Origin of the sequence: Vasconcelosia minhoensis LEGE 07310, from assembly GCF_015207255.1 — a bacterium.
GTDB classification, from domain to species: domain Bacteria; phylum Cyanobacteriota; class Cyanobacteriia; order Phormidesmidales; family Phormidesmidaceae; genus Vasconcelosia; species Vasconcelosia minhoensis.
Window position 1 is genome coordinate 1 of record NZ_JADEXG010000086.1, and the last position, 16,437, is coordinate 16,437.

The 16,437-nt window shown below is 39.1% G+C and carries 11 protein-coding genes; all 11 read left to right on the plus strand.

The annotated features are described in order from the left end of the window. Nucleotides 1–2,867 (plus strand): malectin domain-containing carbohydrate-binding protein (locus IQ241_RS23040; protein WP_193911784.1); only part of this gene is annotated, 2,867 nt, incomplete at its 5' end. A gap of 472 nt (nt 2,868–3,339) precedes the next feature. Then, the gene (locus IQ241_RS26245; RefSeq protein WP_322743765.1) at nt 3,340–5,199 is read left to right on the plus strand and encodes an ABC transporter ATP-binding protein; all 1,860 of its coding nucleotides are present in this window, start codon (nt 3,340–3,342) and stop codon (nt 5,197–5,199) included. A gap of 37 nt (nt 5,200–5,236) precedes the next feature. Next, nucleotides 5,237–6,439, plus strand: a complete 1,203-nt coding sequence (locus IQ241_RS23050) for a glycosyltransferase family 4 protein (RefSeq protein WP_228022007.1) — start codon at nt 5,237–5,239, stop codon at nt 6,437–6,439. An 11-nt stretch (nt 6,440–6,450) separates the two neighbouring features. Further along, complete coding sequence (locus IQ241_RS23055) at nt 6,451–7,503, plus strand: glycosyltransferase (protein WP_193911786.1); 1,053 nt, start codon at nt 6,451–6,453, stop codon at nt 7,501–7,503. A 165-nt stretch (nt 7,504–7,668) separates the two neighbouring features. Next, nucleotides 7,669–8,874, plus strand: a complete 1,206-nt coding sequence (locus tag IQ241_RS23060; protein ID WP_193911788.1) for a glycosyltransferase — start codon at nt 7,669–7,671, stop codon at nt 8,872–8,874. A gap of 27 nt (nt 8,875–8,901) precedes the next feature. Then, nucleotides 8,902–10,026: a glycosyltransferase family 4 protein gene (locus IQ241_RS23065; protein WP_193911790.1), complete on the plus strand. Its 1,125-nt coding sequence runs from the start codon at nt 8,902–8,904 to the stop codon at nt 10,024–10,026. Nucleotides 10,027–10,034: 8 nt separating this feature from the next. Further along, nucleotides 10,035–10,916 carry a sulfotransferase domain-containing protein gene (locus tag IQ241_RS23070; RefSeq protein ID WP_193911792.1) on the plus strand — a complete coding sequence of 294 codons (882 nt, stop codon included), beginning with the start codon at nt 10,035–10,037 and terminating at the stop codon, nt 10,914–10,916. A gap of 72 nt (nt 10,917–10,988) precedes the next feature. Further along, nucleotides 10,989–12,218, plus strand: coding sequence for a glycosyltransferase family 4 protein (locus IQ241_RS23075; protein ID WP_193911794.1), 1,230 nt, complete (start codon nt 10,989–10,991; stop codon nt 12,216–12,218). A gap of 79 nt (nt 12,219–12,297) precedes the next feature. After that, on the plus strand, nt 12,298–13,446 hold the full coding sequence (locus tag IQ241_RS23080; RefSeq protein ID WP_193911796.1) for a glycosyltransferase family 4 protein: 1,149 nt from the start codon (nt 12,298–12,300) through the stop codon (nt 13,444–13,446). 32 nt (nt 13,447–13,478) lie between these two features. After that, on the plus strand, nt 13,479–14,855 hold the full coding sequence (locus IQ241_RS23085; protein WP_193911798.1) for a hypothetical protein: 1,377 nt from the start codon (nt 13,479–13,481) through the stop codon (nt 14,853–14,855). Nucleotides 14,856–15,049: 194 nt separating this feature from the next. Next, nucleotides 15,050–16,231, plus strand: a complete 1,182-nt coding sequence (locus IQ241_RS23090) for an acyltransferase (protein ID WP_193911800.1) — start codon at nt 15,050–15,052, stop codon at nt 16,229–16,231. Nucleotides 16,232–16,437: the final 206 nt, after the last annotated feature.

Here is a 16,437-nt window from a genome sequence, read left to right on the forward strand (position 1 = left end):
GTTGGCAGTCTTATACAGATGTGGTCATTCCAGGAGTTACGCTGAGCGCAGGTACGCATGAAATGCGTCTGGATATGATAACCAGCGGATTTAACCTGAACTATGTTGAGTTCAGACCGCTACAACCTGCTGGTCCTGATGAAACACCTCCTACTGCTATCTTAGATACTTCTTCTACAGCTTTATTGCCAGATAGTACAGAAGATGCCATTTTCAGAATTACCTACTCGGATAATTCAGCAGTTCAAGTGTCTAGTCTTGATTCTGGGGATTTATCTGTTACTGCCCCTGACGGTGTAACGCAAATTCCTGTTGGCTTCATAATGCCTAGTAGCAGCAACAACTCTAGCTCCGTAACTGCGTCGTATACAATACCTGCTCCCGATGGAAGTTGGGATGCTATTGAAGCTGGTCTCTATACTGTATCTCTTAATGGAAATGAAGTAGTGGATACCAGCTTGAACCCAGCTTCCGCTGGCAGTTTAGGTACTTTTGAAGTTGCTGTCCAAATTCCTCCCTCAGATGGCATTATTCGCATTAATTCCGGATCTACTCAAGATAAAGTCGATTCCCTGAGTAAGTTATGGAATGCTGATACCTACTTTACCAATGGCAGCAATTTTGGACCCGTCACTAATGAAATTGCCGATACGGTTGATGATTTTATATATCAATCACAGCGCACAGGCACTAATTTCTCTTACGCTATCCCCATTGAAAACGGAAATTATATAGTCAAGTTCCATCTTGCCGAGTTGGAGTATGCAGATTTTAACCAACGCAAGTTTGACGTCTCAATTGAAAATGAACTGTTTTTTGACAACCTGGATATTTTCTTTGAGACGAAGAATGCATTTCTTGATGGATCCAATACCGCTAAGGTTCTAAGCGCATCAGACTTCTTCATTGTGCAGGATGGTGAACTCAATCTGGATTTCACCAGTGAACTGAATGCTGCAGCTATAGCTGGCCTCGAAATTCTTCCTATTTTGGGGCACAAGGTTCTCATTAAAGAAAGCAATGGTGACACTTTGGTTACCGAAGGCAGTAACAGTGATAGTTATGTTTTGTTGCTCAACAGCCAACCAGCTTCAGATGTCACAATAAACATCCAGTCTGGAACTCAACTTACAACTGACAAAACGAGCTTGGTGTTTACCTCTGCAAATTGGAATGTGCCCCAGACAGTTGCAGTGTCAGCAGTTGATGATTCTACGAAGGAAGGTTTTCAGACCTCAACCATCAGTCATAGCGTTGATACTATTGACACTAACTACAGTGGATTGACAATTCCATCCGTTTCGGTAGGTATTAATGATAATGACTCAGTTGAAGTTAAGTTTGAAGAAAAGCTGATTGGCAATATTGAATCACCTACAACAGTGACCTGGGGGCCAGATGGTCGGTTGTATGTAGGGACGGTGGTTGGTGAAATTGCCGCCTATACTCTTGATGATGATTACAGTGTGATAGCTACGGAAGTTATTGATACTCTGAGTGCTTTTAATGGGGTTTCTAACTCAAACATCTTGGGTATTGCATTTAATCCATTTGAGAATGTTGCAGGAAGTCAGCCTAGAATTTATGTTGCTCACAGTCGGCTATACGCAAATGGAGGGGCCGCCTTTGACCCTTTGACCACATTTTCTCCATATAGTGGACAGATTAGCGTTCTAGAAGGTCCAGACTTCTCTATAGCTCAACCACTGATTACAGGCATTGGTGTTTCTAATCATGACCATGGAGTCAACGGATTAGAATTCGACGATCAAGGTAACTTACTAATCACTGTAGGTAGTAATACTAACGCTGGTATTGCTGACCCTTTCATTGGCGGACTGGAAGAATCCCCCTTTACTGCTGCAATTCTCAAAGCAAATATCACCAATGAAAACTTTAACGGAACTATTCAGTATGAGTTCCCAGAAGGGTGGGTGGCACCAGATGGTCTCACACTAAATAACCCTGAAGAAAGTCAAGGCTTTGGGGGAGAGCATCTTGTAGTACCTGGTGTAGATGTCTCAGTTTATGCCAGTGGTTTCAGAAATCCCTATGACCTAGAGTGGACTACAAAAGGCATTCTATATGCAACTGATAATGGAGCAAACGAAGAATTTGGTGATGTATCGACTGGCCCTGATACTCAAGAGCCATTTGGAGAAGAAAAATTAGGGGATGAACTGAACATTGTCATTGAAGAAAACTATTATGGCAGTCCTAACCGCAGTCGCGGGCGTACGGATCTTCGCCAAAATGTTTACTATGCGCCAACTGAACCAAGCAATGAAATCTATACTTCACCTATACACGGAGATTTCTTGGCATCGACTAATGGATTAACAGAGTACCGCTCGACTACATTCGGTGGGCAGCTCCGTGGGAATCTGCTGGCGCAGAGATACAACTCATTGCTTTATAACGTAAAACTATCTGCTGATGGCACACAAGTTCTTGATGTTAATGAGATAAAGACGAATGCCGGTACAACAAGCAGTTTAGATATATTAACGGGGTTTTCAGGTGCAATTGTTGGCGCGGACTACAACGATGACAAGGTCATAGCAGCTTTGCCTGTAGATAGTACAGTTGGCAGTAATATGATTGCATATGACATTCTTGAATGGAGGGCACCGGCAACGGGCAACGGGCAATTTGTAATTGGAGGTACTAATTTTTCGGGCTCGGTATCAGATACTACTGTCACAATAGGTGATCAGCAGGCAACCGTCGCCTCTGTTACGAGTAGTAGGATCTTCGGTACATTGCCTACACTTTCATTTTCCGGCGATCCTCTTTTGGACATCGCAGTCAATAGTAATGGTCAAACTTCGACTATCACAGATGCCTTCCAGCCCCTGTTTGTTTAACGTTGATGTCTAAACTAGGTATGGATGAATCAGTTTCAGAGTTTGGAGGTCAGCGGTATGATGTAGTTTTTGGATGAATTTTAACTTTCTTACTACTTGGACTAAGGTTAATTCAAGTAAAACTGTAGGAAATTTGTTTCTAAAAGTTGCCGAAGTTTTCACAAGGCAGGCATTCTGTTTTGTAGACTTGTATGAGTTGAAATTTCGGCAAAATGTCTGTTCACAATTATCAGGAGCATACAATTTTCCTAAAATAGGCATAAAGTCTCAAATGGTTGATTAGGATCCGTTCGGAATTAAGCTACTGGATTGTTGATTCTCTATCATGCTAGGCTTATAGTTTCGGCAAATCTGAAATCGGTAGTTTATTTACGAACGACTCCTTAGCACCAAAGTAATTTATTTATGAAGAAGCTGAAAGATAATCAAGCTTCTATCATCAGGACCTCTATATTTTTCTTAAAGTTGTTTAGTGAGTCATGATTCATCAGAATTTGTTTATTTTGGAGAAGATAAGCTAAAGTCCATGAAAAATTTCTTAAATAGATTCTGGTATGTGACTCAGGGTAAGCACAAGCAGATTATGTTCATGATGGTTCTTTTCATCATAAGTTCCCTACTAGAGTTGATTGGAACAGGTCTTATCGGTCCATTTGCTGCCATAACCACTAATCCGGATATCATTGAAAGTAATAAGACTCTAAATTATATTTATAGTCTTTCAGGGTTTAGCTCTAAGAGTAGCTTTATAGTTCTTTTAAGTTTGTTGATAATATTAGCTTTCTCGATAAAAGCATTTGCAACTTTTGTTTCTCAAAAGTCAATAGCTCAGTTTACCTACAAGCTTAAAGGAGATCTTTCCACCGACCTTATGAAAGCCTATTTACAGGCCCCGTATACCTATCACTTAGGCAGAAACTCTGCCAGTTTAGTTCAAAGCATTGTTACATCTACTGATCAATTTTGTATTGGGTTGGTTCTGTCACTATTAACAGCTATAGCTAATTCCATTGTAATACTAGCCTTAGTATCCTTATTAGTTTGGACAAACGTATTTGCTTCCGTAGGAATTGCATTAATATTGCTCTGCTCATTTCTAGCTCTAAATCCCTTGAAGGTGCATTTGGCAAAGTGGGGTAAAAACGGATACGATGCTTCTGTAGAAATGGTTCGAGTATTAAATCATGGAATAGGTGGACTCAAAGAAACAAGAATAATTGGGTGCGAGAGTTTTTTTCAGCAAGAGATGAAAATTGCTGCTGATAGATACTCTGAGAACATGGGTTTGGCCTCAGGTTATGCTAATCTCCCGAGGTATTTTGTTGAAGCGCTTGTAATCAGTTTTCTTATCCTTTTTGCGGTAATATTTTTAACTCTCAATCAAGACAATAGTCAAAATCTGAGTTCTATTTTCGGAATTTTCGCAATTGCCTCAATACGTCTGCTTCCTGCTATGGGGAACACCATTTCCTGTCTCAATGTAATTCGCTACAATTATCATTCCCTTGATCAATTATTCATGGAATTTACAGAAATAAGAACTGCTCTGAATATTGGGGATAGTGGCGCCACCAAAGAATATAGTACTCCCTCTCGCGAGGCTGCTTCTCTGAGTCAGCATAAAAAGATGCTATTTTTTGATAATATTATTTTATCTGATGTTTCGTATTCTTATCCAAACAGCAATTCTAAGGCTCTCCGAGGAGTTTCTTTAGAAGTTTCTCGAGGCTCATCGATAGGATTAATTGGAAAGTCCGGCTCTGGTAAGACAACATTGGTAGATGTTTTAATGGGTTTACTTATAACTAAGGAAGGAAATATTTATGTTGATGGAGTATCCATTTATAAAGACTTAGAAGCATGGCAAGGATTGATTGGTTACGTTCCTCAGTCAATTTTTCTAATAGATGATACCTTAGAAAAAAATATTGCTTTTGGTGTTCCAGAACATTTAATAGATGTTGATCGACTAGAATCAGCTATTTCAGCGGCTCAATTAACTAATGTTGTTAATCGTTTGCCTAAAGGGATACACACCCCTGTTGGAGAAAGAGGCGTATTACTTTCTGGAGGACAGAGGCAGAGAGTGGGAATAGCAAGGGCACTTTATCATAAGCGCGAAATCCTTGTGTTTGATGAAGCTACAGCAGCGTTAGATAAAGACACCGAAAATCTTATAACAGAAGCGACGAAGTCATTGAGAGGTAATAAAACCATCATTATTATTGCTCATAGATTATCTACAATAGAGCACTGCGAAAAGATATTTCAGCTAGAGGATGGTTGTTTACTGAAGTCCGGTAATTATCAAGAAATTGTCTTGAATAATTAGGTAGAGGTAACTTTTCATCTTGAATGCCAGAAGCTTAATGAGAACTCGTGAAATTGATCTAGATATGAAAAGAACTATAAACGTAGCCTATGTAACTCACTATGATTCACAAAAGTTGGGAGGAGCTAACACATGGTCTGGCTTAGGATATTACATTGCTCAATCTCTTGCTATGCAGGGAATATCGGTTGAGTATCTTGGCCCTCTGAAAACCAGTATATTTGATTTTACTTTGTTAAAGGTAAAGCAATTATTTTATAGAAAATCTCGAGGAAAGCTATACGAGAAAGATGCCGATTTAAGAATTTTAAAAAGCTACTCAAGGCAGGTTTCACAAAAACTTTGTTCATCTAACTCAGACATTATTTTTAGCGCAACTATACGTTCGATCGCGTTTCTTGAGAGCAGTAAACCTATCGTTTTCTGGGCAGATGCAACATGTGCTAACTTACTAGACTTTTACTCTCAATATAAGGATCTTTGCGAGCAATCCTATAAAAACTGGAATATGATTGAAAAAATGGCACTTGAGAAGTGTTCTCTAGCTATATACAGCTCTGATTGGGCGGCTCAAAAAGCTATTGATTATTATGCAGCGGATCCATCAAAAGTAAAAGTTATCCCTTTTGGCGGAAATATTGATGATGTCAAAAGTCCGATTGAAATTGAAAATTTAATTACAATCCGATCTACAAGTGTCTGTAATCTTCTATTTTTGGGCGTTGATTGGTACAGGAAAGGCGGTGATATCGCTTTTCAAGTCGCTCGACAGTTGAATAAGAAAGGGTTAAAAACAAAGCTTACCACAGTTGGCTGTCAACCAGATATAGAAGGTGAATTGCCAGATTTTATTGAAAGTTTGGGATTCATTAGTAAATCGACTAATGCTGGTAGGCAAAAAATAAATCAGCTTTTTTCAGAGTCTCATTTCTTAATTTTGCCGTCACGAGCTGAATGCTTTGGTGTAGTCTTTTGTGAAGCCAATTCCTTCGCCGTCCCTTGTATAGCTAGAAAAGTTGGAGGAGTTTCAACAGTTATAAATCCGGGTCTAAATGGCCAGTTGTTTGACTTTGAGGCTGATGTCAGTGAATACTGCGACTATATAATAAAACTTTTTGATGATTATGAATCTTATAAGAGACTTGCTCTCTCTTCTTACAACGAATATCAAACTCGTCTTAATTGGAGTGTATCGGGTAAACGAGTGAATAGGCTTCTTGAAAAATTACTTGACAAATAATATTGTCTGTCATGAAAATCCCACATGTAAGCATCATTATTAGCAACTATAATTACGCTCATTTCTTGCATAAGGCAATTGATAGTTCTTTGAGCCAATCATATCCTAATATAGAAGTCGTTGTTGTAGATGATGGTTCCACAGACAATTCTCGGGAGGTTATTTCAAAATATGGATGTCAAATTATTTCTGTGCTTCAAGAAAATGGAAAGCAAGCAGCAGCGCTTAATAAGGGTTTTGAAATTAGCCAAGGCTTCATTGTTATTTTTCTAGATGCTGATGATTATCTTTTCCCTACTGCAGTGGAACGAATTGTTGAGTCATGGAACCCAGAAATATCAAAAATTCACTACAGGCTGGAGGTAGTAGATGCTGAAGAGAATCCCTTAGGTTTTTCATACCCCCAAGGCCAAAAACCTTTGGCATCTGGGCAAGTATGGAAAACCCTGTTACGCGAAGGCAGTTATCAAAGAACCCCAATGAGTGGTAACGCATTAAGTAGGAATGCCTTAAATAAAGTATTTCCCATTCCTGACAAATATAAACTTACAGCAGATGATTATCTCTGCATCCTTCTACCCTTCTATGGTAAAGTCGCGGCTATTGAAGATCCATTAGGAGCTTATCGAATCCATGGCAGCAATCAATGGGCTTTAACTACAGTAACTGTCGATCGCTTTCGCCGCTTTGTTCAGCATGACTTGCAGAATTATGACTTGCTTGTTAGCAAAGCTAAAGAACTAGGGCACGAAGTCCTAGAGGATCTGGACCAAAGATCTATCGGCAGAATATGGTCAAGGATCATCTCGCTGAAACTGGATCCGGGTAATCATCCGGTAAAGACTGATACTGTATTAAATCTCACTTATCAAGGAATCCGGTCTCTCTGGAAATATTCACCTTTCACTGTTATGAAGCGTATTGTTTATACATTATGGTTTCTTTGGGTTGGCTTCCTGCCTTTGCCTTTAGCTAAACTCGCTATTACCTGGTTATATGCGCCTCACATGCGACCAAGCGTAATCTCCAAAATAGCGAAACGACTTAAAGCGCTGCCCATTTGAAGAGACTATAAAGCTTTCACCTAATCAATTTCTAATTTTATAGAAGAGTCCAATAATTGTTTTAGCTGAACGTTCAACTGAAACAATTATCAACAAGTAGATGTCTACCTAATTACTAATCCTAGACTTAGGCATAGGAAAAGTTAAAACTTATACTTCTTTATTATGACTATTTCTAAAGTTAAAAGTGAAAAGGAAGCTTATATTGCTCAAAGTTCTGTGAAGATAAAGGTTTTGGTAGTTAGCCATGCTTATGTCACTGGCGTCAACCAGGGTAAATGGGACTCTGTTGCTGCCATTGATGGAATTAAAGTAGCCCTGTTAATACCTACTGGTTGGAAAGCGGTTGGATGGAAAAAGTTATTGACCTTAGAAACGCCTTATCCAAGGCTTAAAATTTATCCAGCTCGTATTCTTTTCTCGGGTAGAGTTGGTGCCTATTTTTATATGCCATGGAAGATCTGGCAGGTTTTAAGAGACTTTAACCCAGACATTCTGCATGTTGAACAGGAAGTTTTCTCTATTTCTGCTTTCCAGATGGCTTTTTGCTCGAAGTTATTTAAGAAACCACTGGTGATTTTTGGCTGGGAAAATCTGGATCGCCAGTTATCCCCATTTCGCCATTGGATACGTCGATATGTACTGGATACAGCTAAAGCGATCGTCTCCGGCAATTATGAAGGAAAAGAATTAATTGACAAATGGGGATATGAAGGAACTGTTGAAGTAATGCCCCAAATGGGAGTTGATTCTAAGTTGTTTGCGCCTCGAACTAAAGCTGATGGTTTTACATCCGCCAACCTTGACCCATCAAGTGAAGGATTTCGCGTCGGTTATATGGGGCGATTGACGTATCAGAAAGGATTAGACACCCTATTTGTAGCAGTTAAGAAGCTTAGCCAGGTACATGACAATATCAAGCTCGTTATGTGCGGTTCTGGGCCTGATGAAACATCTCTAAGAAAGGATGTCGAGGAGCTGGAAATCGCAGATAGAGTTGAATGGAAAGGGGGCGTGCCCCAAGCGAGCGTTCCGGACGAAATGGCAAACTTTAACGTTTTAGTTCTGCCTTCCAAAACGGGACATACTTGGAAGGAGCAATTTGGGCATGTCTTGATTGAGGCTATGTGTATGGGTATTCCTGTCGTTGGCTCGACCTGCGGAGAAATACCTAATGTAATTGCAAATCCTGAACTTGTTTTTCAGGAAGGGGATACAGCCCAACTGACGCAAACTCTTGAAAGACTACTGGTTGATAAGGAGTGGTACAGCCAGGCTAAAAGCTTTGGTCTCTCAAGAGTTCACCAAAATTATACTCATGAACGTATCGCGAGCCGCTTGGTTGATCTTTGGCAGCACATACTACATTAATCTGGTCAAACCCTCTGAGGATTTAAAATGCGTATTGCTCTGCTCCGCCCTCCACGGAAATTCTCTTTCAGCATGGACGTCTATGCTGACTCTTTAGTCAGAGGCCTCAAAACCACTTGCCCTGACTGGGAGTTCATTGAATTTACCCCTAGCTTAAAGGTTGACCATAATGAACACAAGACATGGAAAGCTGGAATCAAGAAATACTATAGCCGATATTACTCTTTCCCAAAGTCCTTGAAGAACCTGGAAGTAAATTTATTTCACATTGTTGATCACAGTGATGGGCATTGGGTGTATTGGCTTAGTTATTTTAACAAAGCCTCAGTCTTAACTTGCCACGATCTAATCAATTTGACGCAACCAGAAACTTTTCAGGGGAAAGCTATTTTCCCAATGGTCAGCATGGCCTCTTGGAAGTTTTCTGTGTCGGGCATGAAAAAAGCCAACCGCGTTATTACCGTTTCTTCACACACAGCCAAGGATGTCGTAAAGTACTTGGACGTACATCCAGATTTAATTGATGTCATACCAAACGCCGTTGACTCAGTTTTTTCTCCTTTACCAACAGATACAGTTCAAAGAAATCGTAGTAGGTACGGACTTGATAGAGAGACACTGTGCCTCCTCAACGTAGGGTCAAACAATCAGCGGAAAAATATTATTACTATACTAAAGGTATTAGAGACTGTTCGGAGTAAGTCAATAAAAGTAACATTTTGGAAAACTGGAGGTGATTTTACCCAAGAGCAAAAAGAGTTTATTCGCAAAAATTCTCTTGAAGACTGTGTCTATTACATGGGAAGACCTTCTCAAAATGAACTTATAAATATCTATAACGCAGCTGATATTTTGGTAGCACCTTCTCTGTATGAAGGTTTTGGACTAACAGCCTTAGAGGCAATGGCCTGCGGCACTCCAGTGATTACCTCTAATGTTACCTCAGTCCCTGAGGTGGTAGGTGATGCTGCCATTTTGACAAATCCCTTAGATGTAGACGAGATAGTAGAAAAAGTTTTGCTTATCCATCAGGATCAGTGTAAGCGCAATGACCTCATTCAGCGCGGAATAAAAAGGGTACAGCCATTTACCTGGGAACGAACAGCAGAACAGGTAGCTACGGTTTATGAAAAAGCATTAGCTTGCTTGTGAGTATACTTATGAGTTATCAGGCACACAATGTTGCACGATTGCATGCTAGAGACTTAATCTTCTTTATTCGCTATTTAAAGGAAGTAGTAGTGAATTTAGATCGCTCAAAATCATTTTTGATTTGCAATTCATACCCTAAATCTGGTACACACCTCCTGTACCAGATTTTGTACACTATTCCTGGTTTTTTAAAATGGGATGATATTGTTTCCGTACAAGCACTTTGCGGCATTATGAATACCGCATCTCATATTAAATGGAAGCTAGGTTCAGCGCCAACAAATTCAATTATTCGCTCTCACTTAACTTACTGCGATGAAGTCCTTGATGTTTTTAAGGAGCATGATTGCAAGACCTTTTTCATTTATCGTGATTTGCGTGATGTCGCGCTTTCCCATGCTAGATGGGTCTGCAACGAAGAAAGGATATTTTTGCATGAACTTTACCTGAAACATTCCTCTTTTGATAAGAAACTTATGAATTCTATAAAGGGCGTGCCCCTCGGTACTCCTTTTGGTTCCAATGCTTCTCAACCAAACATCGGGGAAGATTTTTCTCGCTGGCTTGGTTGGATTGATGATCCTAATACAATTGCTATTAAATTTGAAGACTTAGTCGGTGAAAGGGGAGGTGGATGTGAGGAAACGCGTTTGCACCTGATTGAAAAGATTTTAGCCCATCTCGAAACTAATTTGTCTACTCAAGAAATCAAGGCAAAATTTTCTTCTTCAGGTATGAACCCCAGAGAATCTCATACTTTTCGAAAGGGAGCTAAGGGGAGCAAAGGAGGGTGGAAAGAAGCTTTTACTGAGGCTCACAAAGATGCATTTAAAGAGGTGGCCGGTGAACTATTAATTCAGCTAGGATATGAAAATAACTCTAATTGGTAAGATTGCCAAATTCTATTCTTAAAAACTTTAAAGTCAAACAGCCATCCAAATTAAATTACAGGGTTTACAGGTATGAAGGTTTTAATATCAGCTTATTCATGCGAACCGGGAGTAGGTTCTGAAAGAGGTGTAGGATGGAACATTGCTAGAGAAGTATCGAGATATCATGAAGTTTGGGTACTAACGCGCCCAGATGAGAGCAAGGAAGCAATTGAGTCAGAACTAGCTAGAGACCCGAATCCAAATTTGCATTTCGTTTACTTTACTTTACCCGTTTGGGGCGGAGGTTGGAAACTTGGCTCTAATGGAGCTATGCAAATTCATTACTATCTTTGGCAAGTTCAGGCTTATTTTGTTGCTCGTCGTTTACATAGCAAAATTGGATTTGATGTAACTCACCATGTAACTTTCGTAAAATACTCAAATCCGAGCTTTATAGCTTTTTTACCAGTACCTTTTATCTGGGGACCGGTTGGGGGTGGTGAGTCAGCTCCCCTTCCATTTTGGCAAGACTTCTCAGCGCGAGCTCGAGTATATGAAATTGCTAGGCATATAGTGAGATGGATAGGAGAAAGAGATCCATTTGTATATTTAACAGCTCAAAGAAGCGCACTTGCAAGGGCTACTACAGAAGATACTGCTCGAAGACTGTATAGAATGGGAGTCAAGCATGTACAAATTTTGCCCGAGTCTGGGCTCCCTGAGAAAGAAATCGAGCAACTCAGTAGTTACGAACTACCTAAGGATGGACCAGTGTGTTTTATAAGCATGGGACGTTTACTCCACTGGAAAGGATTTCATCTTGCTTTACGAGCTTTTGCAGCGGCTAACTTGCACGATGTAGAATATTGGATCGTAGGAGACGGGCCGGAGTCCCAGCATTTGCGAACCTTAGCAAAAGACCTCAAGATTGACAATAAGGTAAAATTTTTGGGAAGAGTTCCGCGTCATGAACTCATAAAATTATTACAAGACTGCCACATTCATGTACATCCTAGCCTTCATGATTCAGGCGGATGGGTTTGTATGGAAGCAATGGCAGCAGGTCGGCCTGTTATTTGTTTAGACCTTGGTGGGCCAGGTGTTCAGGTCACGGCCGAAACAGGAATCAAAGTAGCGGCCCACAGTCCTGACCAAGTTGTCAGGGATCTGTCTAAGGCAATGCGACTACTTGGTAGTAATAGCAAAATAAGATATGAAATGGGAAACGCGGGTCGAACATTGGTGCGCCAGCATTATAGCTGGAAAGCGACTGGAGAAAAGCTGAGCGGTATTTATGAAAAATTAGTTGAGCCGAAGTAATTGCCTTCGAGACGTAGTTGCTTCAAAGAAAATAATAGCCTGTTTTTTAAACCTGTTTCCCTTTTTAACTCGTATAATAATGCATATTCTAATACTTGCTCTACATAGCCCTACAGAACCAACCGGAGTATGTAGATATGCTGTAAATCTTGCTCATTGCCTTGCTGACCTAGATTTAGTTAAAAAAATTACATTTGTGACTGGTTCATGGCAAAGATATTATTATGAGGAATTCTTTTCCCTATCATCAAGCAAAATCGAATTAGTCGATGTAAATATTAAAAACAACTCGCCTTCGAGAAATCTTTGGTTTCTCTTTGAATTCCCTAATCTTGCAAAGAAGTGCTCAGCTGAAATTATCCACCTGGCTTTTCCCTTGCCTTTTATACGATCAAGGTTTTCTTGTCCAGTGATAGCCACAGTTCATGATTTCTATCCATACCAGCTACCTGAAAATTTTGGACGCAAGAAGGCATTTTTTAATCGTCTTATTTTGAAGCAATGCGTGCATAGCAGTGATGGGCTAGCATGTGTATCCAAAACAACTTTAGGAGATCTGAAAAAATATTTTCCCGTTAAAAGTAATCAGAAGCCTTTGGCGGTAACCTATAATTTAGTTAATTTTGAAAATGTAGTCGCAAAGCCACCCAATTTTACTAAGGAGAAATTTAATAGGTCCTTTATTTTATCTGTTGCACAACATCGTAAGAATAAAAACCTTGATCTTTTAATTAGATCTTTCTCAGTCCTGAAAAAGGATGACGTATTCAGACAAAAGACACCATTATGTTTAGTTCTTGTAGGTGCTTCAGGCCCAGAGACCAATCGGTTAAATCAGTTAGTGAAAGATTTATCCCTTGATGCATCAGTCTTTATGATTTCTGCTATCAGTGAAAGTGAGCTTTGCTGGCTTTATCAAAATTGTGAGGTGTTTGTAATTGCTTCTTCTATAGAAGGGTTTTGTATACCTTTGATAGAGGCCCTATATTTTTCATGTAAATCCGTATGCTCCGACATACCAGTACTTAGAGAAATCGGCCTATCAAATTGTGTATACTTTGATCTAAAGAGAAACGCCCTAGATAACCTAACTCAAGCCATAAGGAAAGCTATATCTTCAGAAAGTTGCCATCAAACTGCAGTAAGGGAAGAATTAAAAAATCGATTTTCGAAACAAGAAACAGTTAAAGAATGTATAAACATATACTCAAAAGCTATTAACTCCTGATTGCAAAATAGACATGCTAAAACATCCAATAGATGAGATATATTAAAAACTCTAACTTAATTATAGTAGCTTTTTCTAGCGTATTTTATTCACGCATTATTTCTACTACGCTAGGATCTTCTTTAATAAACTTGTTACATTTTGGCATAGTTCCTTTTATTTGCTTCTCAGTAATACTTTCCAGTCGTAATAAAAGCCTAAGGCAAAGGCATATAAATTTTCTGATGATATCTGGCTTGCTTATTTTACTTGGGGCAATTGTCGCCAGTGCTATATGGAATGATGCAGGACTAATTAATGCAATCGTAAGTTTTATGATACTAGGGGAACCTTTTTTATTTCTAATTGCACTGAATTCATTGCCTACTTCTCCTAGTACTCTTCATGTCCTTAAAAAGTTTTTGTATGTTTCAGTGCTGATAAACTTTTTACTTGCTGCAATACAAAAACCATTAATTGATAGCGGCCTACTTTATGCAAAAGGTTTTAATGGCACCGATGGTTGCGGTGGTGTTTTCTTTGTGTCTGGGGCGGGTAACTATATTTCAGCAACTGTATCTTTTGTATTCGCTCTCTATTGCTTGGTTAATGAAAAGAAGTTTCCAAAAGTTTTCCGTATATTTATTCTCTTAGCTTCTTTATGGCATGTACTTTTTTCTGACTCCAAACAACTTGTGATTGGATTTGGTGCTGCTTGGGTATTGTTGATATTATTAGATTTTCAGGATCTTGGCAAAACTATTAAATTTTTGACATGTATCATTCTTTTAGTCATGATTGGCGTTTGGGGAGCGCAAAATATTGAAGCTCTGAAAGCTTTTGCCGCTTGGGCTCGCCCGGAACTTTACGGATCGGATGGCTTAGCCTGGTATGCAAAGTTTTACTCCGTCAATCTTATCTTAGATAATTTTCAATCACCACTAAACTGGTTGTTTGGTTTGGGACCTGGTCATACCGTCAGTCGCCTTGGTGGATGGTTTCTCCAAGATTACTCATCAGTTTTGGATCCCTTAGGGGCTACTACAACATCTATAGGCCAAGAGTCGCGAGATTTTGTTATGGGTTTTTGGTTAACCAGTGGTTCTAGTTTTTTTAGTCCGCTGTTTGGTTGGGCCGGTATATGGGGAGATTTAGGAATTTTTGGTCTTGTAGCTTATTTATTTTTAGGATATCTGGTCTGGAAGTTCTTTTGTACAACTGATGTGTTAAAGATATTACTTTTTAGTATACTTATTATTGGATTTATTTTCACCCAAATGGAAGAGCCAGGTTACATGCTATTCATGGCCTTTATTTTTGGATTGGCTTCCCACAATCAATCATTAAGGACACACTCAATAAAGCCAAGCTCAATCAATATAAAAAAGCCTAAAGTATGCATTTCAAAACAAAAACTGATTGAATTTTAGATAACTAGGTTATTTTTTTAGAGATTCATCTAATCTTTATTCGATATATAGCTATTAATGAATGCAGTTTCTAGGCAGTTTTTTAAGATATTCACAATTCCTAATATTGGTATGATTTTATCAAGTCTTAGACTGGTTTCTAGTTTATTCGTTCTGGTAGTTATGTACTAGAAATGACTATTAGGGTAATCGACATGAACAAAAATTGCACAAATACTTTAGAGCCTCTTGGCTCAAAAAAGCAAAGGCATTACGGAATTGATTTTATGCGTGGTTTTTCCGCTTATGCTGTTGTACTTTATCATTCAGGAGATGCTACTTGGGGGAGTACTGGAGCTGATGTATCAGTTTTGAGAACTTTTTTTGGGTTTGCAGTCCCTTTCTTCCTTGCTGTATCTTTTTACTTCTTAGTTCCAAGCCTGCTAAGAACTCAACAAAAATATTCTGATCTACAAAGCCTGTTTATCACGCGTGCGAGAAGAATCTTGCTGCCTTTTTTTGTGTGGACTGCTATTTACTGCGGCTTTAAACTATTTTTTTTTAATGTCAGTGCTCAGCAAAACAGGCTAGCTGAAATAACTGGAGATCCTTTGGGCGTTTTGCTACTCGGAGGTGCAAGCTATCACCTTTATTTTTTACCATTACTGTTAACAGGAATATTTTTTGCAGCTATAATTCGCGCATTAATTCCCGCAGAAAAACTCTCTCGACCTGTAGTAGTGATTTCTTTGTTATTGTTAGCTTCCCTAGTAAGGATTCTGGTTGAAATTTCTGGAAATTCTTTTATGTTAGGTCCAGATGTTGCTTTTACTAATGCTTTAGATTACGAAAATCCAAGCGATATAGCATCACTATTAAGGATCGTTTTGGTCTATGTATCCTGGTCGACACTGCTCATACCATATTTGATGGCCGGTATTCTTTTTTATTTAATTTTATTGAAACTAAAAGTAATTTGCAATGGACGACTTTGCTTGGATAAAATAACTGATCGCCATCTCGGTATAGCAACTTTCTTATTCTTTGCGGCTACTTTGATAAAGATGTTTACTGCGCATCACTGTGCTTTGCTCAACATCATTCTTGCTTACGCATTAGTATTCATAGCCTTATCTCTTGATAGATGGATGCGCAAGGAGTGGATTCAGAAGACGGCTTTAGAAATCGGGGCTTGCTCTTTAGGAATTTATCTGATACATCCTATAGTACTAGCATGTATCAAATACGGAACTCAAATGATTTTCCCAAATGTTTTCAATCAAGTCACTATTTTTTCTATCTTCTGTCTATCGCTATTAGGCTTTATTGCTAGCTGGATTATTGTGCGTAAATTGTTAAATTTCCCTATATTAAGTCGTTTACTGTTTTCTCGTTAAATACTGAACTATTCCTTCTCTTTTACCCAATCTAACCGCCTGAATCCTTTCTTTTATAGCAGTTCTCATTCGGATGAGGTATACTCTAGACGCCTGATATTTGGACTTTCTTAAAGGACTGAAAATTCATGGTCAACAAAGTTTCTAGCGATGCTTTGTGGGTCGTATTGGCCTGCTCAATACAAGTGTTAATCGCGTCCTTGAAC